Origin of the sequence: Succinimonas sp. (genome assembly GCF_045225735.1) — a bacterium.
Classification (GTDB): Bacteria; Pseudomonadota; Gammaproteobacteria; order Enterobacterales; family Succinivibrionaceae; genus Succinimonas.
On record NZ_JBGVBR010000024.1, the window covers coordinates 1 to 22,980 of the forward strand.

The window sequence follows — 22,980 nt, forward strand, 5'->3', positions numbered from 1 at the left end:
TTTATTGGTTCTGTTTGGTATTATTTGTTATGCTGTAAGTCGTAAAAGTGTCACGCTAAATAAATCCGATAACCTTAATAGGGGATGTTTTGAAATTAACTATTATAAAATTCCTGCGGCTGTTTTAACTATTGGGTGTTCGACACTTGTTGTTTATATCTCTCTTCCGCATTTATTAATACCTAGTTTTGGAGAGTTTTTGCAAGATTTTTCTGTTATAACCTCAAATAATCAAAATTTTGATCAGTTGGGTTCATTTAGAAGTCAAGTTTGGCGCTATACTGTTGAATATATAAGGAATGTTAATTATTTAACGGGAACAGGAATAGGAAATTTTTATGATGTTTTTTTTACGAATTCAGAATTGGACAAGGCTTATATTATTGTGAATTTCGCACATAATGAATATTTACATATCTTTGCTACCCAAGGGGTAATCGCTTTTTTAGTTTATATCACGTTTTTTAGCTTATGCATTGTAAGATCCATCAAGTCAATTATAGAAAGTGGTGATTTGTTTTATCAGAGAAGCAAGATTATTTTTTTATTTGTTTTGATTTGTTACATGATTCAAGCTTTTTTTAATTGTAATATTTTCGAGACTTATTTCTACTTTTGGATTTTATTAGGGATTTCTTATATTTATGAAAAATAACTGTTATAAGTTCTCAGTTGTATTTTTAACGTTGAACGCTGAACCATATTTAAGAAATAATTTACAAAATATCGAAAGTCAAACCTTAAAACCTATAGAAGTGTTAGTGATTGATTCAGAGTCTGTTGATAATACAATACATATTGCTAGATAATTTTGGTTGCCTTGATTATAATTATAACAATGGATTCTTATCATGTCAGACATAAAGCCGCTTGTTTCGATATTAATGGCAGTTTATGAACCAAATTTAGATTGGTTCCGAGAACAATTATTATCTCTAAATTCTCAGACTTATCCTCAAATACATTTATATATAATAGATGACTGCTCCCCTACCGTGTCGTTCAAAGATATTAATAATATCGTTACTGAATGCGTAAATAAATTTCAATTTACTATTTTAAGAAATGGCTCAAACATGGGGTCGAACAGAACATTTGAGGCTCTGACTAAATTAGCAGAAGGTCAATACTTTGCATACTGCGACCAAGATGACATTTGGTTACCAAATAAGCTTAGTGTTTTATACAATGCTATTGTAACAAGTGGTGCATTACTTGTGTGTTCCGATATGTATGTCATTGATGCTAATGGAAAAGTAAAGGCTAACACTATAACCAACATTCGTAGACATCATATATTTCATTCAGGAACTAATCTTCTACCTAGATTTTTAGTTTCCAATTTTGTAACGGGATGTACTATGTTAATCAATGCATCAATTGCCAAAGAATCTATTCCATTTTGTCCATATATGGTACATGATCACTATTTGGCTTTTTATAGTTCTATCAAGGGCCCTGTTCTTTCTCTTAAAGATCCATTAATTTATTATAGAATACATGATAAAAATCAAACTCTTGTTATGAACGGGGTTACCGATAAGAAATCATATTATGAAAAACGTATTGTTGTTTCTATCAAAAAATTTCAATGGCTTAAAGATAATATTAATTGTAATGAAATTAATAATTGTTCATATATTTCAAGAGCACTGTCTTGGGGCCTAGCCAGAGATGATTGGTTTCAGAAAAGAGATTTTGCATCTTTTTATAATCTTTGGAAATTTCGTAATATCAAGTTATCGGAAACTCTTTTTGAACTTGTGTCATTAGTTTTGCCAAACTGTATATTTAAATTTTTAATATGGCTTTACAAAAGAAATGTTTTTTAGGTGTTGCCTCTGCAATAGCTATTTAAATAATTTAAGGTAGCAGTAGTAATGAGACAGTCCTTGGTAAAAAATAGTATATTCTATTTCTCTAATACATTCTGCAATATGCTATTTCCTTTCGTTATTAGTATATATGCCGCTAGGGTGCTTCTTCCTGAAAGTATTGGAGAAGTTGCCTATGCACAAAACATTGTTAACTATTTTGCCATTTTAGCTTTTCTTGGTTTGCCAACGTATGGCCTGAGAGAGATTGCTATTGCAAGAAATAATAAAGAAGAATTATCAAGAGTATATTCCGAGTTATTTACAATTAATTTTGTCTCAACAGTTTTTTTTTCATTGCTTTATTATGGTTTGATTATATTCAATGTTTCTTTCCATCATAATCTTTTATTATACTCTATTGTCGGCATAACTGTAATACTTAATGTTTTTAATATATCATGGCTTTATGATGGTTTAGAAGAATTTAAATATGTAGCATTAAGAAATGCAGTTGTTAAATTTATAATTCTAGTTGTTTCGATAATTATTATAAGGGATGAGAATGATATTATCCCATTCGCTATTGTTAATGTTCTAGGCATTGGCGGTAATGGATTGATAAATATCATACATTCAAGAAAATTTATCAGATTTTCTTTTTCTGGTTTAAATCTCAAGAGGCATCTAAGACCAATTCTGTTGCTTGTTATGGTAAATATAGCCATTGAGATATATACAATGATTGATATAACAATGATTGGGTATTATTTACCAAAAGAGCATGTTGCTTTTTATTCATATGCTTCAAAAGTTAATAAAATGATTCTACAAGTAACAAATACCTTTACTTTCGTACTAGTTCCAAGAATATCGTTATATTATAAGGAAGGTAATTTACAAGAATTTAATAATTTATTATTAAAAGGACTGAAAATCATTTTAATATTATCATTCCCATTAATTATTGGTATGCAGTTCACTGCAGAGTTTATTTTTTCATTTTTGTTTGGAGTGGAGTATGTAGCATCGGCATTTGTAGAACAAGTTTTATGTATATTAATATTGATTTCTCCGATTGGGTATCTTTTGGGATCAAGGGTGATGCTTGTATCAAATAATGAAACCAAAATGTTGATTTGTGTCTCAATTGGAGCAGTAATAAATGTAATTTTTAACTTATTGTTAATACCATCTTTATGTGAGATCGGTGCGGCAATTGCTTCAGTAATATCTGAATTTATCATTATGTTGTTTTATGTTTTTTTTGGTAGCCGAATATATAAATTGCGATCTTATAGAAGTACATTAATAAGCACATTTTTAGCTAGTTTTATGTTGTTACTATATCTTTTGATTATTAATTCAATCAGTGATTCGCTAGTTAAAATCTTTTTACAAATTTCCGGTTCTGCTATCGTTTATTATATTGTATTGCTCTTAACTAGAGAACCTATAGTATTGAATTATACTCATATTGTTTATAACCGATTCAGGGGCTGATAAGTTGATTATTAAAATTTTTCAAGCTTTGTTGGTCATTTTATTAAATATTATCTTTGCTTGTTGTTCTTTGTTTTGGAAAAGAAAAAGAACCATAGTGCTTTTCGGTGGATGGTTTGGAAATCAGTATAGAGATAATCCAAGGTTTTTATTTCAATATTTATCGGATAATAAACAAAAACTTGGTCTAGAACATGTGGTTTGGGTTTCTAGAAGTTGTGAAGTAGTAGAATTAATTAATAGTTTAGGTTATGAAGCTTATCTTATGAGCTCAAAACAATCAATTCATTATCATAAATATGCTAAGTATCATATTATATGTCAATCTGTAAATAACATAATCTCTAATAATGGTGATATTCTAGGTTGGTTATCGTATGGTGCAATTAAACTTAATTTGTGGCATGGTTCTGGAGCAGTAAAAAATGTTAATTATTCTATGATAACCAATAAAACCAATTGTAATGTTTCAAAGTATGATGTCCTAAAAATGTGGTTACATGATCATAGTTATTTATTTCGCCAATTTATAGAGAAGGATGGTGGATGGGCTCATTGTTATTACCTTAGTTCATCATCATCTGAAAGTGATCAACTTCAAATGTTTTTTAGAATTTCTCGATTAAAGTGTATTGAATCAAACTTACCAAGAAATTGTATATTGAGCAATTTAACAGATAGAGAGCGTGATATATTCAATCAAGTAAGTAATGACTCTTTTAAAATACTTTATCTACCAACATTTCGTGAAAAATCGAGTAATTTTAACTATAATAACGTTTTTAATGAAATTTATAGTTTTATCAAAGATTATGATTGCTTATGGATACAAAAACCGCATCCAGTGGATAGTGTTAATAATCAATCACTTAGTCAAACTGACCGTTTTTTATGTTTAGATTCTGATTTTGAAATTAATATAATTCTCCCTCTGGCTGATATAATAATTACAGATTATTCATCAGTTGCGGTAGATGCGCTGTTTCATATGATACCCATTATTTTTTATATTCCGGATTATGATGAATATAACACTTTAGATCGGGGTTTTTGTTGTGATTATGAATCTCGGATGTGTGGTTATAAAGCATACAATATTGATGAACTAAAACATTATATTAAATTTATTATGAATAACCCAAATGACTCATTTAATGATCGATATCTTACAGAAAGAAGTAGGTGGTGGGAGCATGATTCAACTATTGATGAGATATGGAAAGATATTATTGAATTTACCAATACTAAGTAACTGTATTTTATGGAGAAAAAATTAATGATAATCGGTTATACGACAGGTGTTTATGATCTTTTTCATATTGGACATTTAAATTTATTAAAAAATGCAAAAGGGATGTGTGATAAACTCATTGTTGGAGTTACTGTAGATGAACTTGTGCAGTACAAAGGAAAAAAAGCTATGATACCTTTTGAGGATCGGATTGAAATAGTACGTTCCTGTAAATTCGTTGATGCTGCAATTCCTCAGTATGATATGGATAAATTAAAAGTATGTAAGGAACTTGGTGCTAATATGCTTTTTGTCGGTGATGATTGGTATGGAACTGATAAGTGGCGTGAATATGAAGTTGATTTTAACAAAGAAGGAATTAGAATTGTTTATTTTCCCTACACCAGGGGCGTTTCAAGTACCAAGATTACTGAAGCGTTAAAACAAATTAGAGGATGGACGAGTGAGGCTAGTATTCTTGCTTCTAATCTATGTCATGATAAATAATGGTGAAATTGAGATGATTGATAAAGATTTTTGTATGAGCTCATTTCTGGCTTTGCGTTATGTAGAAAAGTCAGGTGTCGATTTTTCTTATGGAATTAAATATCGTCATCCTGAAGTACCAAGTGATCTGAATAAAATTTTAGTCAATTCTTCCAGTGATATCAGTGATGCAATTGATACACAGATTATTGAAAAATGTCGTGCTTACAAAAAGATCGGTATACTTCTTTCTGGCGGAATGGATTCAGGTATTCTTGCTTCGTATTTTCCAGGAATTGATGCATACACCTTTAGATTTCTTGGTGGTGATTTCAACTCCGATGAACTAAAACGTGCCGAACGTATTGCGAAAACAAATAACATGATTCTTCATTACGTTGACATCGATTGGAATACTGTAATGGGTAATATTCGACCAGTCATGCTTTCAAAAGGAGGGCCTGTTCATTCAATTGAACCACAGATTTGTCAGGGAGCTCTGCAAGCTAAGGCTGACGGGGTAGATCTTATGATTATTGGAGATGCCAGTGATTATATTTTTGGAGGTATGGATAAACTACTTTCAAGAGATTGGTCTTTTGATGATTTTATAAAAAGATATATTTATGTTGATCCTTTTTTAGTTTTGAAAAGTCCGGTCAGCGTTCAATATTTATTTGATCGATATCGTGATGGTGATAGTATCAACTTTCTTGAAATTATCTGTAAATTGTCTGCTCAAGAGAGTTACGGTTCATATGACAATGCTTTTCGTACGGCAGGTCTTGATTATTTTGACCCCTATGAAAGGTTAAAAATGGCTGAGCCGTTAGACCTTAAAAGAATACGAAATGGTGAATCAAAATATCTAATTCGCGAGTTGTTTAAAATGCGTTATCCTGGGTTTTGTGTTCCTGAAAAGGTACCTATGCCACGACCTGTTGATTTTTATTTTTCAAATTGGAATGGACCATTAAGACCTGAGTTTAGGGATGATATTGATATTAGTCAATTTGATGGAAATCAGCGATGGCTTTTATGGTGTTTGGAACAGTTTTTAAATATGATCGACTGAGATTGTTTTGTTTATCTTGGTAAAATACTTCTGTTTTTTACGGTTTCTGTGTAAGCTTAGATTTGTTGTTTTAGCAAGCGTTCTTAAATAAAGCCGATTTAATCGGCTTTACATATGGCTCCACTTCTTGGAGAATCATTTTTTATGTCATTAGTATGAGTTTTTGTATTTACCCAAACTAACTTTCTGTTCTCAATTGCTCCTAAACAGCATCCCTTCTCTTACTTTTTTTGTAACATCAGCACTCTTCAGTGCCGTAAGCACCGCTGAACCGAAATCGGTTGCGTAAGCCGGGCCTTGAGCGGTAATAAGATGATGCTCCTTGTCAGTTACCACGCCGGCGGCAGCGTTAAGATTTTTGATGCCCTTGGTAGTTCCTGGGTATCCGGTAGCTTCTTCATCAGTGATAATACCCTGATGGGCCAGTACCAATCCGGGAGCAGCGCAGATTGCGGCAATTAGTTTTCCGGAACTTTGCTGTTTTTGAAGAATTTCTTTTACGAGCGCGGATTTCTGACAGTTGAGGGATCCCTGATAGCCGCCGGGAACCACCACAGCATCGAATTCCTCATCCTTTACAGAAGAGAGCAGGCAGGGAGCCTTTATTACAGTACCGTGTGCGCAGGTAATTTCAGTGCTGTTTTTGTCTGAAAGGGCGGCCAGGGTTACCTGAACTCCGCCGCGAGAGAGAATGTCTGACACGGAAATTGTTTCCAGCTCTTCGGCTCCGTCAGCAAGGATGATAAGGGCAGTTGTCATATATGGTTTCCTTCATTGATTTGGAAATGCGAGGTGATCTGTTCTGATTGTACTCATTTTGCAGGATGATGAATTCCCCCGGAGCATTTCCGGTCTCCGTAATGTGATAAAAGGCAGGGAAAGACAGAGAAAGCAACTGACAGAGGAACTCTCAAATAGAGATTTCTGAAGCTGTTCAGCCGTCTTTTGTTTTCGGGCGCTCTTTGAGGGATTAGGGGCTGATTATGTGGTGATTTAGGAAGGCGGTCTCCCGGTTTTTCAGGAAAGCATATAGGTTTTCCGTTACGGGAAGGTGTTTATGGAGTCTCTTCCCAGTTTTCAGGATATATCCCAAAATGTAGTCAAGTTCAGAAGTCCGCTGTTTTTTGAAATCCACTGCCATGGAGGAATAGTTCTCTCCTGTTTTTTCCGCTACTGTAAGAATCAAATCAAAGGCACGGTCAGCGAAAACGGTAAGCCCCAGAGTCTTAAGTACCGGGTATATTTCTGAAAAAATCTCCTGGGCCTCATTTTTGTAGGCCGCGACAATTTCCCGGTTTTTGCATTGATGGAGAGCGGTGAGAGGATTGATGCAGGCGTTAACCAGCAGTTTTTGGATCTGTTCTTCTTCTATGTGGGGAGATATGACGGCTCCTATAGTTCTCGCTAATAATTCTATTTCCGGTACCGGCTTTTGGTGCTCCGGAGAACCGATATAGGTAGTTCCGTTACCCCGGGGATATACAGCACGGCCCTCGTGAACAGCTCCCCGGCTGGTTACCCCCGTCCAGAAGGGATTAGGCAGTATTGTCCGGGCTTCCTCCCAGATTCCCATGCCGTTCATGAGGAGAACCACAGGAATGTGCTCAGGAAGATTTCCCTTGAGACTCTGCAAGACCTTACTGCACTGATTCGCTTTAACAGTTATGACGATGAGATCCTGATCCGCGGCAGCTTCTTTTGGCAATATCATGCCCTGATATGCTTTTTTAACAGCAGTTTTTTCGGAAGAATTTTCAGAATGAAGGGCAGACGGACTTTCCTCCTGGACGTACTCAAAATCATATGATGTTCCCGGAGTATCGGGTGGCAGCCGGGTATCGATAAAAACCGGATTAATGTCATCAGAAAACCTGAGGTCATGAAAAAGCAGCTGTCCGATGCTTCCGGCTCCGATTATTGCAACATTCATTGGCGGCTCCTCTGCTTTTTGGTTACCAGGTTCCAGTCTCTGTGCCTTTTCAGAGATGATTCCTATGTGTAAATGGCGGCGGGGTCATTTCATTCCCTGCTAGTTGTCTCAGCTTAAGTCAGCGTTTCCTTAATCTGTTCCCCGTCATCTGTTTATGGAGGGGCTAAGCAGTTTTTCTGACTTCCGCGCTCTAAATCATGTCAGTGTCTTATCTCACAGATCTCAGAGTCTTAAAGGTGTTTTTGTGCACAGTCCTGTTCATAATCCCGAGTCTTAACAGCTAATTTCAGATATCATACGCCATCGTGATATAATCTTCTATTCGTGAAGAGCATGGAGTTCTCATTGTGCTCTCCCGAAATTTTTTTGATGAACACGATCCGGCATCAGGCATGCTGTTCTTTCTGAACCGGCAGGGATATGTATTATGGATAATGAAGAAAAAAGCTTTGAAGAGCTTCTGGCGCAGATTGAAAGCATTGTAACCGAGATGGAAAGCAAAAAGCTGCCGCTGGATAAGCAGCTTGCTTCATTTGAAGAGGGTACCGCCCTGATCAGAAAATGCCACAGTATTCTTAAAAATGCCGAGGGACGTGTGGAACAGCTTTCCAGACAGGATGTAAATGCCTCGCTTACTGAAGCGCCGGTATCCGATTACAGTCAGGAACACTGATTGAATAACAATAAGAAGAAAAAGAACAAGAGTATAAGGGTAGAGAAACAATGATGACACTTAAGGATGCTCTGTCTTCCTGTCAGAGCCGCGTTAACAGCTTTCTCAGTGACTATATGAAGAATCTGCCTGAGGTATCGCCGGTTTTGCGTGAAGCCATGACGTACGGTGTGCTCCTGGGCGGAAAGCGGGTGCGTCCCTTCCTGGTATACACCACTGCGGAACTTCTGGGCGGCGATCTGAAGGTGGCTGACGCTCCGGCTGCGGCTATTGAGTGCATTCATGCCTACTCTCTTATTCACGACGATCTCCCTGCCATGGACAATGATGAACTCCGCCGGGGGCATCCTACAGTGCATGTGAAGTTTGGGGAGGCTCAGGCTATTCTTGCCGGTGATGCCTTGCAGTCCCAGGCCTTTGAAATTTTGTCGCATGCCAGAATGCCGAATGAGCTCCTCCGGAATCAGGTGGAAATGCTGGCTGTTCTGAGCCGCGGCGCCGGTTATCAGGGCATGTGCGGCGGTCAGGAAATCGATCTGGATTCGGAAGGCCGGCTTATCAGCCAGGAGGAGCTGGAAAAGCTCCACCGCCATAAAACAGGAGCCCTGATTGAAAGCGCGGTGCTTCTGGGCACTCTCTGCGTTCCGGAGGTTTCAGACAAGGCTCGCAGCGCTCTGGTCGCATATTCCCGGGCCATTGGTCTTGCTTTTCAGGTGTGGGATGACGTTCTGGACATTATTTCCGATACGGAAACTCTCGGAAAACCCCAGGGCTCGGATATTGAGGAAAACAAGAGCACCTACCCCAAACTTATGGGGCTTGATAATGCCAAAAAGTATGCTTCCGATTTGGCTGATAAGGCGGTGGCAGCTTTGGATGACGTTCCCGGCAATACGGATCTTTTGAAGCAGTTTGCCCGTTACATTGTTGAAAGGGATCACTGAGCACATGGCAGCTTCAGGAAATAAACAGGGTTCTCTCCTTTCTCAGGTTGATACGCCGGAGGATCTCCGTAAGCTCCCTATGGAAAAGCTTCCCGTTCTGGCAAAGGAGCTTCGGGAGTTTCTTATTAACACCGTGAGCCGCACCAGCGGGCACCTGGCCTCCGGTCTCGGGGTGGTGGAGCTTACCATTGCTCTCCATTATGTGTATAACACCCCCTTCGATCAGATTATCTGGGATGTGGGGCATCAGGCATATCCTCACAAGATTTTGACCGGAAGACGGGATCAGATGTCCAGCATTCGGCAGAAGAACGGTCTCCATCCTTTCCTGTGGCGTCAGGAAAGTCCCTATGACACCTTTTCCACCGGTCATGCCAGCACCTCAATAAGCGAAGCCCTGGGACTCGCTTTGGCAAACAAGGCTTTAAATAACGGCAAAAAGGTCTGTGCGATTATCGGAGACGGCGCTCTTACCGGCGGCGTTTCCTTTGAGGCCATGAATCATGCCGGAGATCTGGGAGCGGATATGCTTCTGGTACTCAATGACAATGAGATGAGCATTTCCGAGAGCGTGGGCAGTCTGGCAAAGCATCTCGCCATGTGGCTTTCCAGTCCCATTTATTCCCGGCTCCTCTCCAGCGGCAAGAGCGTTCTTGAGAACCTGCCATTGGTAAAGGATTTGGCCATTAAGGCTCAGGAGCATCTTAAGGGTATGGTGGTTCCCGGCACCCTGTTTGAGGAGCTGGGGTTCAATTATGTCGGCCCCATTGACGGTCATGACATCTCCGCCCTGATTCCGGTGCTTAAAAATATGAAGGATCTCAAGGGACCTCAGATACTTCATGTGGTAACCAAAAAAGGCAAGGGCTATCAGCCGGCGGAGGAGGATCCCACCAAATATCACGGGGTGCCTCGTTTTGATCCTCCGGTGGGCATTTCCGATGACAGCGATTCCGTGGTATGCCGCCGTTACAGTCATGTGTTTGGAGACTGGCTCATGAAAACGGCCGCATCCGATAAGGCTCTCCGGGCGGTAACGCCGGCCATGTGCGAAGGATCCGGCATGACGGAATTCGCCAGCCGTTTTCCGGGACAGTACTTTGATGTGGCCATTGCGGAGCAGCATGCGGTGCTTTTGGCCAGCGGACTTGCTGCCGGCGGTCTTCGTCCCGTGGTTTGCGTTTATTCCACCTTCCTGCAGCGTGCCTATGATCAGATAATTCATGATGTGGCCATTCAGGATCTCCCCATAGTGATTGCCATAGATCGCGCCGGCATTGTGGGGGCTGACGGGCCCACTCATCAGGGCATGTTTGATATCAGCTACATGAAATCTGTCCCAAATATTACTTTTATGGCTCCTTCCACCCTCCGGGACTTCTGGCTGATGCTGAATACCGCTTACAGTCTGGGACACCCAGCAGCGGTAAGATACCCCCGGGGCTGCGGTATTTCCGAAGGCTTTTCTCCTGATGATAAGTCTCTTATCCCCATAGGCCGGGCGGAGATTCTGCGTCGGGGCCATGAAGTGTGCGTTCTGGGCTGGGGGCCTCTGGTGCAGGAAACCTCCGCCGAATTTGCTAAGAGAGAGCTTTCCTACACGGTAGTCAACATGCGTTTTATAAAGCCGTTTGACAAGGATCTGGTTCTTAATATGGCAGACACCCACCGGGTTATTATCACTCTGGAGGACGGGGTGATTTCCGGAGGCATCGGAGAAGCGGTGGCTGCCTTTATTATGGAAAACGGCCGGCATCCGGTAATTCGCTGTCTGGGCATACCGGACGAGTTTGTGGAGCAGGACAGCCCGGAATCAATTTACCGCCAGTACGGCATGGACGGGAGTTCGGTTGCCGATCTTGCCGAGAGCCTTGATAAAAATCTTATGGGAGATCCCGGCAGGAATATTTTCCGGAGCAGAAGCAGCCGGAAGGTTTCATAGGATTCCGGCTGAGACGGGCTTTTCAGGATATGAGGTCTGCCCTCCGAAAAATTGTTTCCCTGCCAGGCCGCAGTGATTGTGATTATTTTTAATGGAGTGATGATATGCCATCATTTGATATTGTTTCAGAAGTTCCCATGCATGAGGTTCAGAATGCGGTTGATAACGCCAACCGTGAGCTCATGGGGCGTTTTGATTTCAGAAATGTCGATGCCACTTTTACCTTGGTGGAAAAGGACAAAAAGATTCGCCTGGAGGCAGACGGAGATTTTCAGATCCAGCAGATGGACGATATTCTCAGGAACAAGGCCGCTAAAAGAAATATCGATACCGCATCCCTGACATTTGAGACTCCGGAGCAGTCCGGAAAGCGCTGGAGCCAGGATGTCAAGCTCAAGGACGGCATTGACAAGGATATGGCTAAAAAGATCGTCAAGATGATCAAGGACGGCAAATTCAAGGTAACCACGCAGATTATGGACCAGGTGATCAGAGTTACCGGAAAGAAAAAGGATGATCTCCAGCTGGTGATTGCCGAAGTCAGAAAAGCTGAACTGGGGCAGCCGTTCCAGTTTGTTAATTTCAGAGACTGATGCTGTTTTTGCATTATGTTGCCGGTTAAGACAAGTTTTCTGAAAGATGCCAGATAAATTAGCCAAAGAAAGCGGATGGCTGTCTGAATCCTCCGTTATCGGAAAGATTTTTTCCCGGAGAATGCTGATATGCATTGTTCTGGGATTCAGTTCCGGACTTCCGCTTTATCTTCTTATAAATCTTATCAGCGCCTGGCTGCGTTCCAGTTCTGTGGATCTCGAGGATATCGGGATCTTCAGCGCTGTGGCCGGGGTGCCCTATGTTTGGAAATTTCTCTGGGCTCCTCTTCTTGACCGCTATGACATTCTGAGAAGAGGCCGGCGGCGGAGCTGGATGCTCCTTACGCAGGTAATTCTCCTCATTCTGATATCCCTTCTTGGTTTCTTTGATCCGGTAAAGTCCTACACTGCTGTTCTTGTTATCTGCACTCTGATAGCTGTGGCATCGGCAACTCAGGATGTTGCTCTCGATGCCTACCGCCGGGAAATTCTTCCGGACAACGAGCTGGGCCTTGGTAACTCAATGTTTATCAATGCCTACAGAATTGCCGGGATGATCCCCGGGGGACTTTCCCTCATTCTCAGTGATTCGCTCCCTTGGGTGCTGGTCTTTCCTCTGACCGCTTTATTTATGCTTCCGGGGATCATTGCTTCCCTGGTTGTGCGGGAGCCGGCAACGGAACATCTCCCCAGAACGCTTTTGGAATCAGTGGTGCAGCCCTTTGCGGAATTTGTCAGAAGAAAGGGCATTTTGGGAGCTCTGGGGGTCATTGCCTTTATCTTCCTTTATAAATTCGGGGATAACATGGCCACGGCTCAGGCCACCCCCTTCTACATTGACATGGGCTATACCAAGACCCAGATCGGCATGGTAAACAAGGTTGTCGGACTCTGGAGCATGGTTCTCGGCGGTATCGTCGGCGGCATTCTGATGCTCAAAATTGGGATAAACAAGGCCTTGTGGCTGTTTGGCATCGGGCAGATTGTCACTATTCTGGGCTATGTCTTAATTGCTCACGTCTGGAAGCATCCTGATTTCATTCCGGGCATTTTGAACTGGCTGGGCAGTCAGGGTATTTACTCCGGAAGCGTGGAATTTGCCTTCCCCAGTGTCTTTCTGCTGTCTTTGGTGGTGGGAGCGGAGGCTCTGGGCGCTGGGCTGGGGACAGCCTGCTTTGTGGCTTATATGTGCCGGGAAACCAATCGTGCCTATGTGGCCACGCAGCTGGCTCTTTTTACCGCTCTTTCGGCTATACCCAGAACCGTTTGCGTTGCCTTTACCGGATACGCCATTAAGTGGGCCGGCTGGGAAAACTTTTTTATTATCTGCTACGCCCTGGCAATACCGGGAATGGTGATGCTGATATACATTGCCCCGTTCCACAGCAAAGAGAATATCGGGGAATAACAGAGGGATGTATGCGAGACTTTATTGTAAATGCGGAAATTGTAAACAATTTCATATCACCCCTCTGTTTTTTGGGATATATAAAATTTTGAAAGTTTAATAGCTTCCTCTTTTGAGTCAAATCCAGCAGCTCGAACATCAACTTCCCGACTACGCCTTAGCTCAATGAGTCTTTTAGTATTTAATAAGATTTCTTCGGCCCATTCTTGTGCACTTTTGTGTAAGTCGAGAAAAAAACCCAAATCATTACATGGACTTGATTCTCGCGGAATTTCTGTTGAAAAAAACACAGGCAATCCGCAGCACTCAGCTTCAACTCCGACTACAGGAAGCCCTTCATAAAGACTTGGTAGTAAGAAACAATCCATAGCATTATAAAACTGTTCAATATCTTCTCGCATTCCTAAAAACAATACACGGTCACCGATTCCATAACTTTTAATCTTATTTAGCATATCTTCCTCTAGTTCACCGTGACCAACTATGAGAAGTTTAGCTTTGGACTCTTTCTTAGTAATCTCTTTGAATATATCAATGATAAACAAAGTATTCTTTTGTGCGGTTAATCTACCTATATGACCAATGACGATGTTGTCTTCTAATCCAAACTCTCTCCTGCATCTCTCCCGAATTTTTGGTTCAAACTTGTGTTTATCAGTATCAATCACGGTTTTAAATACCATAACCTTGCCAGTATCGAAAATCTTGTTTCCAAACTGCCAACGACCACATACCTCACCATTCGACACGTAGTGCGTAGCAAAACATCTTGAGAATGGCCTCAGAAGATTCTTCAATATATTTTTCTTGTCACTTTTGTGCCCCATCGAGATACTCTCATTAATTCTCACAGGAATTCCACACTGTTTGCCTACAAACATAGCAAAAATATTCATGGTGCTATTATAGCCATGTAAAATTTGGTATTTATTCTCACAAAAAAGAACCTTCATGGCATTCATGTTTTGAAAAATATTTTGATATGGCGGAATCATATAAACTCTTCCTCCCAACGCTTCAATTTCTTCTTTAGGAACCGAATTAGAGTCGGAATCGCATAAGAAATCAAATTGTACTTGGTTTCTATCAATATGACGATAATACTCCATGACAAGTTTTTTCTTTCCACCAGCATGCATCTTTCCTATAACAACAGCTACTCTAATCATTGTTTCTTATATTCCTTCTCTTAGATTTCATAAAATGTTTTCATAAACTTCGCTGTATTCTTGATACCTTCTTCTAAGGTCAATGGATTCAAACTTCCATAAGCTGTCTCATATCTTGTAATATCTAGATAATTCACCGGAACATCGACCTTCCTTGCTTCAGTGTATTTGACTTTAACCGCTATTCCCAATGTCCGTTCTATGGTATCAAGCACTTGCTTTATGCTTGTTCCATAACCACAACCAAGATTAAAAGTATGATGACGATCGGTTCCATTCACTATCGTTTGAATTCCCTTGACAGCATCATCAATGTATATGAAGTCACGAACAACAGATCCATCTCCATAAACCTGTATATCTTCTCCTTTCAGTGCTTTGTACGTGAAAGTAGTTACTGCACCCAACACTCCGTTTGGTCTCTGATAAGGTCCATAAGGATTTGAAAGACGAATAATCCGATAATCTAAACCGTACATATAGTTATAGAGATAAAGTAACCTCTCAATCGTAATTTTCTGTAATCCATATGCAGTGATAGGATTAGTTGGTGTTTTCTCATTAAGCGGACATTCACTTTCTTTTCCGTATACAGTTCCTCCAGATGATATAAAGACGACTTTTTTTACACTCTGCCTCACGCATGCTTCAAATATTTTTGCTGATAGAGTCACATTCTCATTAAGTTCTTCTGATATATGCTGATTCGAAGTAGTTGGCACAGTGGTACTAAGCAGATGATATACAACATCCTGTTTTTTGATTAAATCATCATAATCACAATTAACTGATAATGGTGAGCATTTATAAACCATATTTGGCAAATTTAGAGATTTTATATTTACAAAATACTCTAATTGCTTATCTACTAGTTGTGTTATATTATATTTATCTTTTGATAAGCTTATAGCTAGATTTGTTCCAATAAATCCAGCTCCGCCTAAAATAATTATATTCATCAACTGCATCCTTTGTTTTTACGGTGTTCATCATGGCATCAGCCTCGCATATAGCAACGTTCATGAGCGTGACACTGTCAAGATTTAAATTAATTATCTACAGTGTTATTGAAAAAATTCTCTTCTTGTTCGCACAAATGTTGCTACTCCATTATTTGTAAATTGGCACGGTCGATTATGTTTCAGTGGACTCTACTCGCCAAACCTAGGAATAGGAAGAGCCACTTTTTCATACTCACTTATGTAAGCGTTTTCTTTATCCGTACTATCATCCTTGACTAGACCTAATCATAGTCAAACTGAATATTACAGATAACCAATGTTTATTTGAAAATAATGCTTATGTTATTAGATAAAAAAGGCACTCCCTGATATAATTACAATGGAATCGTTTTATCGTACAATATAGGAAGTGCCATAATGTTACTTTTATCTAAATCTTGCAAGAATATTTTACCATTAATTAGCTATTTTTTTGAACTGTGCCGCAGTTACTGCTATTGCTCTTAACACGGGTTTTACAAAGCGTCCTAAAAAATTGAACCTTGGCTCTTTGTTTGTGTGCTTTTTAAAAGTCTTTCTAATACTGATGATGTTTTTTCATTACATCGTATTCATGAAGAGTATTGTGCTTTAGTTGAACTAAACTGGTGCTGTTTATTCTACATCAGTTTCTTTTTTTGAAGTTTCAAAACCTGATCTTGCTGCCAGCCCGTAATTTCACCTTTTCTTCTGCCGTTTCATCATCTAACCGAGGATTTCGTCAAGTCCCGAGCTTTTTCACGAGCCGCCATTTACACCACATTCCGTTCCCGCAGACAGCGTGTGGACTGTCGAATGCGGAGCTACAAAAAAGTTTGAAAATATAAGGTTTTGGGGGATCTCAGGGGGAGGTAGTGACAACTGCCCAGGAAAAGGCTGAGATTTCAGGGTTAAATTTTGAGGTGACGGTGAAATAAGGGGTTAGGGGTTCTTACAGGCTGTCAATAGCAACCCATTATCTTTCAGGATTGTTACTCATGTTACATATCCCTTTCTAACAAAAACTCTCACTTTATGCTAAACTTTCCCTAACACCGCGAGCCTGGCATGCGGATTTTGTCGTGCCTGTTTTGCGGGATTCATAGTAGTGCCTTGAATCAAGGCATTTTGCTTTCTCATGCATTTTTAATCTCTGGAAAAACCATGATAAATATCAAGAAAGGCTTGGATATTCCTGTCAGCGGTAAACCGGAAATGACCATCAATGTGGGGCAGCCTGTAAAGCATGTGGCCCTTGTTGGGAGCGATTTTCCGGGACTGAGACCTTCAATGCTGGTTGAGGAAGGTGATGTAGTTGAAAAGGGTCAGGTTCTTTTTACCGATAAGAAAAATCCTGGCGTCAAGTACACATCTCCCGTATCCGGCAAGGTGGCAGCCATTAACCGCGGAGACAAAAGAGTATTTCAGTCCCTCGTTATCGAACTGGATCAGTCTGTTACAGGCAGCAAGAAATTTGAGGCATATCCTAATCAGGATTTAACCGCTCTTTCCCGGGTAGTTGTTCAGAATGAACTCGTGGAGTCCGGTCTCTGGACTGCTTTCCGCACCCGTCCCTACAACAAGACTCCCGCTGTTGCCTCTGTTCCCGAGCATATTTTTGTAACTGCCATTGATACCAATCCGCTGGCCTGCGATCCCGCTATTGTGATTTCTTCACATGAGAAGGATTTTAAGGACGGTCTGGAGGTTCTTACCACTCTCACTGACGGCAATGTGTATGTCTGCAAGGGGGAGACCTCCCTGCCGGTATGCAGCGCTGCCAGGGTCAAGGAAGAGGTATTTGTGGGCAAGCATCCTGCAGGACTTCCCGGCACTCATATTCATTTCATTCGTCCGGCATCCGAGCATCACGTCATGTGGCATCTCGGATATCAGGATGTCATCGCCATCGGACGGCTGTTCCGCACCGGCGACATTTACAATGAGAGAATTATCAGCGTTGCCGGCCCTTGCGTGCGCTATCCCCGTCTGGTAAGAACCATCATGGGTGCCTGCGTTTCTGAGCTGTGCGCCAACGAGTTCATCGGAGACAATTTCCGCGTGATCGCCGGTTCCATTCTTAACGGCAACGAAGCCAAGGGGCCTTTTGATTATCTGGGACGCTTCCATCTTCAGGTCAGCGTTATTCCGGAAGGCAACAAGAGAGAATTCCTGGGATGGCTGATGCCCGGAGCCCGGAAGCATTCTGTTACCAGAGCCTATCTGAGCAGCTTCTTCAAGCCGAGACAGTATGACATCAATACTGCGGTAAATGGCGGATCCCGGGCCATGGTGCCTATCAGCAATTACGAGAGGGTAATGCCTCTGGATATGATTGCCACGCAGCTTCTGCGCTCCATTGAAATCGGCGACACTGATGCCGCGGTGCTTCTGGGCGCTATGGAGCTGGCCGAAGAGGATCTGGCGCTCTGTACTTATGTGGATCCCGGCAAGACTGAGTATGGCCGTTTGCTCCGTAAATGTCTTGATAAGATTGAGAAGGAGGGGTAAAAGGTGATTTTAAGTCTTTTGAATAAGGTGGCTCCGCTTTTTGAAAAGGGCGGAAAGCTTGAGAAGCTTTATCCTCTCTACGAGGGCACCTCCACTTTCTTCTACACTCCGGGCGTGGTTACCCACAATACCACCACTCATGTTCGCGACAGCGTTGACCTGAAGCGCATCATGATAATGGTTTTCCTGGCTGTTTTCCCGTGCATGTTCTGGGGCTGGTACAACATCGGCGCTCAGACCATTGCCGCTTTCGGACAGGTGGCTGACGGCGTGACCATGGCTCATCAGAGCTACAGTCTTTTCAGCGCCAACTGGCATTATGCCCTGGTTCAGCTTCTGGGGGGAACCCTTACCGAGGACGCCGGCATTTACAGCAAGATGCTTATAGGAGCGGTGTACTTCCTGCCTATCTATGCGGTGGTTTTTGCGGTAGGCGCCTTCTGGGAAGTATTGTTCTGCATCATCAGAGGACATGAGGTTAACGAAGGCTTCTTTGCCACCTCCATTCTGTTCTCCCTGATTGTTCCGCCCACCATTCCGCTGTGGCAGGCTGCTCTGGGCATTTCCTTCGGCGTGCTTATCGGCAAGGAAGTGTTCGGCGGCACCGGCAGAAACTTCATGAACCCGGCTCTGGTCGGCCGCGCCTTCCTGTTCTTTGCCTATCCCGGCGAAATCACCGGCGACAAGGTATGGGTGCCGGTAGACGGTTTCTCCGGAGCAACTCCGCTTTATGCCCTGGCCAACGGCAGCACTCCCGGTCAGCTGGGCGATCCCGGCGTAACCTGGCTTGATGCTTTCCTGGGCAATATCCCCGGCTGTATCGGCGAGGGCTCCACTCTGGCTATTCTTATCGGCGGCATGGTGCTCGTCCGCATGGGAATTGCTTCCTGGAGAGTGGTTTTCAGCGGTATTCTGGGTGTGGTTATCACTGCCTCCATCTTTAATGCCATCGGTTCCAATACCAATGCCATGTTCGGCCTGAATCCGGTATGGCACCTGGTGCTGGGCGGTTTTGCCTTCGGTATTTTCTTTATGGCTACCGATCCGGTATCCTCCGCATTTACCAAGACCGGCAAATGGCTCTACGGCTTCCTTATCGGAGCCATGGTGGTGCTGGTGCGCGTAGTGAATCCGGCTTATCCGGAAGGCGTGATGCTGGCGATCCTCTTTGCCAACTGCTGGGCTCCGCTGTTTGACTATTTTGTTACTCAGCGCAATATCAACAAGCGTCTCAAGCTTGCTGCCGTTAAGGGAGGTCGGTAATAATGGCTGCTAATAAAGATTCAACCTTAAGGACGTTTACCGTTATCGGCATCCTCTGTCTGGTATGCTCCTTTATGGTCTGCATCGCTGTTGTCACGCTCCAGCCGCTTCAGGCAAAGCAGATTCAGAATGACCGCGAACGCAGCATTCTTGAAGCTGCCGGCATTGGCATTAATGGCGATATCTCCAAGACCTACGCCGAGAATATCGAGGCTCGTCTGGTTAACCTGGCCAACGGCAAGTACGTTCCCAATGACAAGGCTGCTGTAATTGCCGGCAAGGATAAGAACGGCATGGCTTTGATTGACGGCTATAACTTTGTTTCCGCAGCAAGGCTTCCTGATTCTTCAGTGGCCATTGAAGCAGACAAGGATACGGCCAAGATCAGAAACCGCGCCAAGTACATGCCGGTATATCTGGTGAAGAACACCGTTTCCGGCGGCTACAAGAGCGTTATTCTGCCGTTCTACGGTCAGGGACTCTGGGGCACTATGTACGGTTATCTTGCAGTTGCCGGCGACGGCAACACCGTTATGGGAGTCAAGTACTACAGTCATAATGAAACTCCGGGCCTCGGCGGGGAAATCGAAAATCCTAAATTTACCCAGAAGTGGATCGGGAAGAAGCTCTACGATGCTTCCGGCGCTCCGGCTTTTGCCGTGGTGAAGAATGCTTCCGGCGATCATCAGGTTGATGCGCTGTCCGGAGCTACTCTTACCTCAAACGGCGTGACCAATTCGGTTAAATTCTGGACTGATTCCATGGGATACGGTCCGTATCTGCAGAGAATCAAGAAAGGAGGAATTAAATAATGGCGACTGATATGCCTTCTGCCAGAGAAGCCTTTACCCGTCCGCTGCTTCATGAAAATCCTATCATGATCCAGATTCTGGGTATCTGCTCCTCCCTGGCGGTTACTTCCAATATGAAGACTGCTCTGGTAATGGGTCTCGCGGTAATGGTTGTTACTGCGTTCTCCAACCTGATCATTTCTTCAATACGCAAATGGATTCCCAACAGTGTGCGTATTATTGCCCAGATGACAGTAATAGCTTCTCTGGTAATCATAGTTGATCAGCTGCTTAAAGCTTTCTCCTATGATCTTTCCAAGCAGCTTTCCGTGTATGTGGGTCTTATTATCACCAACTGTATCGTAATGGGACGCGCGGAAGCCTTCGCAATGAAGTTCCCTCCGGCTCTTTCCTTCATGGACGGTCTGGGCAACGGCCTGGGTTATGCTCTGGTGCTTTGCGCTGTGGGCTTCGTGCGTGAAGTTTTCGGATCCGGAACCTTCTTCGGTCTTACCATTCTTCCGCTGGTTCAGAATGACGGATGGTATGAATCTAACGGTCTGATGCTGATGCCTCCTTGTGCATTCTTCCTCATCGGACTCTTTATCTGGCTTTCTAATCAGGTGCTCAAGACTCCGACTAAGCACGATTATGATACCAGCCGTAAGGATGCGTCATGATAGAACATTACATTAGTTTGTTTATAAAATCGGTTTTTGTTGAAAACCTTGCATTGAGCTTCTTCCTCGGCATGTGTACTTTCCTTGCGGTTTCCAAAAAGGTAAAGACTGCCATGGGACTTGGTGTGGCTGTAGTGGTGGTGCAGACTCTGGCTGTGCCTCTCAACAACATTGTTTATACCTATGTTCTGAAGCCTAATGCCATACAGCAGGGACTGGATCTCTCCTTCCTGGGCTACATTACCTATATCGGTGTAATTGCGGCCCTGGTGCAGATTCTCGAAATGTTCCTCGATAAATATGTGCCTTCACTGTATTCGGCTCTGGGTATCTTCCTGCCGCTGATTACCGTAAACTGCGCTATTTTCGGCGGTGTGTCCTTCATGGTTCAGCGTGAATATAATTTCACCGAATCTGTTGTATACGGTGTCGGTTCTGGTCTTTCATGGGCTATTGCCGTGGTTCTTCTGGCCGCTATCCGCGAGAAGCTGAAATATGCTCATGCGCCTCAGGGGCTGAACGGACTGGGTCTGGTATTTATCACCGCCGGACTCATGGCATTGGGCTTCATGTCCTTCTCAGGCATTCAGCTGTAAGGAGCATCGATGGAAACTATACTTTTAGGCGTAGCGTTCTTCATCGGAATTATTCTGATACTGGTGGTTCTTATTCTGATCGCCAAACGTATCATGGTTAATTCCGGAGACGTTACCATTGGAATCAATCATGATTCTGAGAAATCAATTAAGGTTCCTGCCGGCGACAAGCTCCTGACCTCCCTTGCCAGCCAGGGCATTTTTGTGCCTTCGGCCTGCGGCGGCGGCGGCGCCTGCGGCCAGTGCAAGGTTAAGGTGCTGAATGGCGGCGGCGATGTGCTTCCCATTGAGTACAGCCATCTCTCCAAGAGGGATATCCGCGATCACTGGCGTCTGGCCTGTCAGGTGGGCGTGCGTCAGGACATGGAAATTGAAGTTCCCGCTGCGGTGCTTGGCGTGCGCAAGTGGCAGTGCACTGTGCTGTCCAACGACAATGTGGCTACCTTCATCAAGGAGCTGCGTCTGGCTATTCCCGAGGGCGAAGAGGTTCCTTTCCGCGCTGGCGGCTATATTCAGATCGAAGCAGAACCCCATACCGTGTACTACAAGGATTTTGATATCCCTGATGAGTACCGCGGCGACTGGGAAAAGTTCCATCTTCTGGATCTGGTGTCCAAGGTAGATACCCACATCACCCGCGCTTATTCCATGGCCTCCTATCCCGGTGAAAAGGGACTGATTATGCTGAACGTGCGTATTGCAACTCCGCCGCTCCGCGATCTCACCCTGCCTCCCGGACAGATGTCCTCCTATATCTGGTCTTTGAAGCCGGGGGATAAGGTTACCATTTCCGGACCGTTTGGCGAGTTCTTTGCCAGAGAAACCGATAATGAGATGGTATTCATCGGCGGCGGCGCTGGTATGGCTCCGATGCGTTCTCATATCTTTGATCAGCTTAAGAGACTTGATTCCAAGCGCAAGATCAGCTTCTGGTACGGCGCCCGTTCTCTCCGCGAGGCTTTCTATGTGGATGAATTTGACGAGCTGGCCAAGGAGCATCCTAACTTCACCTGGCATCTGGCCCTGAGCGATCCGCTTCCTGAGGATAACTGGACCGGTCTTACCGGGTTTATCGCCAACGTGCTTTATGAACAGTATCTTAAGAATCACAAGGCTCCTGAGGACTGTGAATTCTACATGTGCGGACCTCCTATGATGACCAAGTCTGCAGTGGATATGCTCCATAAGTGCGGCGTTGAGGATGACAATATTCTCTTCGATAACTTTGGCGCCTGATCTGATTCAGACAAAGTAACATAACGATAAAGGGGGCTCAGGCTCCCTTTTTTCGTGACAAACTAATGATAATAAAGCCAATAAGAATTGAGGACCTCAAGGCCCTCATGGGGAAGAAAAACAATATCAGCACGGTCAGGAAAAGGGCGGTGCGA

General features: G+C 43.1%; 22 protein-coding genes. 18 read left to right on the forward strand and 4 right to left on the reverse strand.

All coding sequences use genetic code 11. The features are described 5' to 3' along the window. From ACJROR_RS00730 to ACJROR_RS00760, 7 genes are all read left to right on the forward strand, one after another. Positions 1–655, forward strand: a 655-nt coding sequence (locus ACJROR_RS00730) for an O-antigen ligase family protein (protein ID WP_406545430.1), incomplete at its 5' end; no start/stop codon positions are given. Then, positions 645–809: a glycosyltransferase gene (locus tag ACJROR_RS00735; protein WP_406545431.1), complete on the forward strand. Its 165-nt coding sequence runs from the start codon at positions 645–647 to the stop codon at positions 807–809. The genes ACJROR_RS00730 and ACJROR_RS00735, both read left to right, overlap by 11 nt. Before the next feature lie 42 nt (positions 810–851). After that, positions 852–1,832, forward strand: a complete 981-nt coding sequence (locus tag ACJROR_RS00740) for a glycosyltransferase (protein WP_406545432.1) — start codon at positions 852–854, stop codon at positions 1,830–1,832. 48 nt (positions 1,833–1,880) lie between these two features. Further along, positions 1,881–3,317, forward strand: coding sequence for a flippase (locus ACJROR_RS00745; protein WP_406545433.1), 1,437 nt, complete (start codon positions 1,881–1,883; stop codon positions 3,315–3,317). Between the two features lie 4 nt (positions 3,318–3,321). Continuing rightward, positions 3,322–4,569 carry a CDP-glycerol glycerophosphotransferase family protein gene (locus tag ACJROR_RS00750; RefSeq protein ID WP_406545434.1) on the forward strand — a complete coding sequence of 416 codons (1,248 nt, stop codon included), beginning with the start codon at positions 3,322–3,324 and terminating at the stop codon, positions 4,567–4,569. A 24-nt stretch (positions 4,570–4,593) separates the two neighbouring features. After that, complete coding sequence (locus ACJROR_RS00755) at positions 4,594–5,055, forward strand: adenylyltransferase/cytidyltransferase family protein (RefSeq protein ID WP_406545435.1); 462 nt, start codon at positions 4,594–4,596, stop codon at positions 5,053–5,055. Positions 5,056–5,068: 13 nt separating this feature from the next. Continuing rightward, on the forward strand, positions 5,069–6,109 hold the full coding sequence (locus ACJROR_RS00760) for an asparagine synthase-related protein (protein WP_406545436.1): 1,041 nt from the start codon (positions 5,069–5,071) through the stop codon (positions 6,107–6,109). 192 nt (positions 6,110–6,301) lie between these two features. Here ACJROR_RS00760 and ACJROR_RS00765 read toward each other — a convergent pair whose 3' ends face one another. Further along, complete coding sequence (locus ACJROR_RS00765; RefSeq protein WP_406545437.1) at positions 6,302–6,868, reverse strand: DJ-1 family glyoxalase III; 567 nt, start codon at positions 6,866–6,868, stop codon at positions 6,302–6,304. A 211-nt stretch (positions 6,869–7,079) separates the two neighbouring features. After that, on the reverse strand, positions 7,080–8,039 hold the full coding sequence (locus ACJROR_RS00770; protein ID WP_406545438.1) for a ketopantoate reductase family protein: 960 nt from the start codon (positions 8,037–8,039) through the stop codon (positions 7,080–7,082). Positions 8,040–8,466: 427 nt separating this feature from the next. Between ACJROR_RS00770 and xseB the strand changes: the two genes are divergently transcribed. The 5 genes from xseB (at position 8,467) to ACJROR_RS00795 (ending at position 13,599) form a co-directional block, all read left to right on the forward strand. Further along, a complete protein-coding gene (gene xseB, locus ACJROR_RS00775; RefSeq protein ID WP_406039734.1) occupies positions 8,467–8,712 on the forward strand; it encodes an exodeoxyribonuclease VII small subunit in 246 nt (81 codons plus the stop codon). A gap of 53 nt (positions 8,713–8,765) precedes the next feature. Then, positions 8,766–9,656: a (2E,6E)-farnesyl diphosphate synthase gene (gene ispA, locus ACJROR_RS00780; protein WP_406545451.1), complete on the forward strand. Its 891-nt coding sequence runs from the start codon at positions 8,766–8,768 to the stop codon at positions 9,654–9,656. Positions 9,657–9,660: 4 nt separating this feature from the next. After that, positions 9,661–11,598, forward strand: a complete 1,938-nt coding sequence (gene dxs / locus ACJROR_RS00785) for a 1-deoxy-D-xylulose-5-phosphate synthase (protein ID WP_406545439.1) — start codon at positions 9,661–9,663, stop codon at positions 11,596–11,598. 104 nt (positions 11,599–11,702) lie between these two features. Next, positions 11,703–12,191, forward strand: a complete 489-nt coding sequence (locus ACJROR_RS00790; protein ID WP_406545440.1) for a YajQ family cyclic di-GMP-binding protein — start codon at positions 11,703–11,705, stop codon at positions 12,189–12,191. Between the two features lie 46 nt (positions 12,192–12,237). Next, on the forward strand, positions 12,238–13,599 hold the full coding sequence (locus ACJROR_RS00795; RefSeq protein WP_406545441.1) for an AmpG family muropeptide MFS transporter: 1,362 nt from the start codon (positions 12,238–12,240) through the stop codon (positions 13,597–13,599). A gap of 56 nt (positions 13,600–13,655) precedes the next feature. On the opposite strand, the gene ACJROR_RS00800 is transcribed toward ACJROR_RS00795, so the two are convergent. After that, positions 13,656–14,768: a glycosyltransferase gene (locus ACJROR_RS00800; protein ID WP_406545442.1), complete on the reverse strand. Its 1,113-nt coding sequence runs from the start codon at positions 14,766–14,768 to the stop codon at positions 13,656–13,658. Positions 14,769–14,788: 20 nt separating this feature from the next. Beyond that, entirely contained in the window at positions 14,789–15,727 is a 939-nt protein-coding gene (locus tag ACJROR_RS00805) for an NAD-dependent epimerase/dehydratase family protein (RefSeq protein ID WP_406545443.1), read from the reverse strand. A gap of 1,185 nt (positions 15,728–16,912) precedes the next feature. Here ACJROR_RS00805 and ACJROR_RS00810 point away from each other — a divergent pair. Genes ACJROR_RS00810 through nqrF form a run of 6 tightly spaced genes read left to right on the forward strand, consistent with a single transcriptional unit; the run spans position 16,913 to position 22,825 of the window. Beyond that, a complete protein-coding gene (locus ACJROR_RS00810) occupies positions 16,913–18,259 on the forward strand; it encodes a Na(+)-translocating NADH-quinone reductase subunit A (RefSeq protein WP_406545444.1) in 1,347 nt (448 codons plus the stop codon). A 3-nt stretch (positions 18,260–18,262) separates the two neighbouring features. Further along, positions 18,263–19,522 carry an NADH:ubiquinone reductase (Na(+)-transporting) subunit B gene (locus ACJROR_RS00815; RefSeq protein ID WP_406545445.1) on the forward strand — a complete coding sequence of 420 codons (1,260 nt, stop codon included), beginning with the start codon at positions 18,263–18,265 and terminating at the stop codon, positions 19,520–19,522. A gap of 2 nt (positions 19,523–19,524) precedes the next feature. Then, entirely contained in the window at positions 19,525–20,334 is an 810-nt protein-coding gene (locus tag ACJROR_RS00820) for a Na(+)-translocating NADH-quinone reductase subunit C (RefSeq protein WP_406545446.1), read from the forward strand. Positions 20,335–20,345: 11 nt separating this feature from the next. Then, positions 20,346–20,993, forward strand: a complete 648-nt coding sequence (locus ACJROR_RS00825) for an NADH:ubiquinone reductase (Na(+)-transporting) subunit D (RefSeq protein ID WP_406039830.1) — start codon at positions 20,346–20,348, stop codon at positions 20,991–20,993. Further along, positions 20,993–21,589 (forward strand): NADH:ubiquinone reductase (Na(+)-transporting) subunit E, encoded by a 597-nt coding sequence (nqrE, locus tag ACJROR_RS00830; RefSeq protein ID WP_406039828.1) that lies wholly within the window; start codon positions 20,993–20,995, stop codon positions 21,587–21,589. The genes ACJROR_RS00825 and nqrE overlap by 1 nt, the downstream gene beginning before the upstream one ends. A gap of 9 nt (positions 21,590–21,598) precedes the next feature. Next, positions 21,599–22,825, forward strand: a complete 1,227-nt coding sequence (nqrF, locus tag ACJROR_RS00835; protein ID WP_406039718.1) for an NADH:ubiquinone reductase (Na(+)-transporting) subunit F — start codon at positions 21,599–21,601, stop codon at positions 22,823–22,825. Positions 22,826–22,980: the final 155 nt, after the last annotated feature.

Bases quoted from the DNA above. Each gene is read 5' to 3' on its own strand.
- ACJROR_RS00760 (WP_406545436.1), top strand. From the start codon at position 5,069: ATGATTGATAAAGATTTTTGTATGAGCTCATTTCTGGCTTTGCGTTAT.
- ACJROR_RS00810 (WP_406545444.1), top strand. From the start codon at position 16,913: ATGATAAATATCAAGAAAGGCTTGGATATTCCTGTCAGCGGTAAACCG.
- ACJROR_RS00820 (WP_406545446.1), top strand. From the start codon at position 19,525: ATGGCTGCTAATAAAGATTCAACCTTAAGGACGTTTACCGTTATCGGC.
- ACJROR_RS00825 (WP_406039830.1), top strand. From the start codon at position 20,346: ATGCCTTCTGCCAGAGAAGCCTTTACCCGTCCGCTGCTTCATGAAAAT.
- ACJROR_RS00790 (WP_406545440.1), top strand. From the start codon at position 11,703: ATGCCATCATTTGATATTGTTTCAGAAGTTCCCATGCATGAGGTTCAG.
- ACJROR_RS00805 (WP_406545443.1), bottom strand. From the start codon at position 15,727: ATGAATATAATTATTTTAGGCGGAGCTGGATTTATTGGAACAAATCTA.
- ispA (WP_406545451.1), top strand. From the start codon at position 8,766: ATGACACTTAAGGATGCTCTGTCTTCCTGTCAGAGCCGCGTTAACAGC.
- ACJROR_RS00740 (WP_406545432.1), top strand. From the start codon at position 852: ATGTCAGACATAAAGCCGCTTGTTTCGATATTAATGGCAGTTTATGAA.
- dxs (WP_406545439.1), top strand. From the start codon at position 9,661: ATGGCAGCTTCAGGAAATAAACAGGGTTCTCTCCTTTCTCAGGTTGAT.
- ACJROR_RS00795 (WP_406545441.1), top strand. From the start codon at position 12,238: ATGCCAGATAAATTAGCCAAAGAAAGCGGATGGCTGTCTGAATCCTCC.
- ACJROR_RS00745 (WP_406545433.1), top strand. From the start codon at position 1,881: ATGAGACAGTCCTTGGTAAAAAATAGTATATTCTATTTCTCTAATACA.
- ACJROR_RS00765 (WP_406545437.1), bottom strand. From the start codon at position 6,868: ATGACAACTGCCCTTATCATCCTTGCTGACGGAGCCGAAGAGCTGGAA.
- ACJROR_RS00800 (WP_406545442.1), bottom strand. From the start codon at position 14,768: ATGATTAGAGTAGCTGTTGTTATAGGAAAGATGCATGCTGGTGGAAAG.
- ACJROR_RS00755 (WP_406545435.1), top strand. From the start codon at position 4,594: ATGATAATCGGTTATACGACAGGTGTTTATGATCTTTTTCATATTGGA.
- nqrF (WP_406039718.1), top strand. From the start codon at position 21,599: ATGGAAACTATACTTTTAGGCGTAGCGTTCTTCATCGGAATTATTCTG.
- ACJROR_RS00770 (WP_406545438.1), bottom strand. From the start codon at position 8,039: ATGAATGTTGCAATAATCGGAGCCGGAAGCATCGGACAGCTGCTTTTT.
- xseB (WP_406039734.1), top strand. From the start codon at position 8,467: ATGGATAATGAAGAAAAAAGCTTTGAAGAGCTTCTGGCGCAGATTGAA.
- ACJROR_RS00735 (WP_406545431.1), top strand. From the start codon at position 645: ATGAAAAATAACTGTTATAAGTTCTCAGTTGTATTTTTAACGTTGAAC.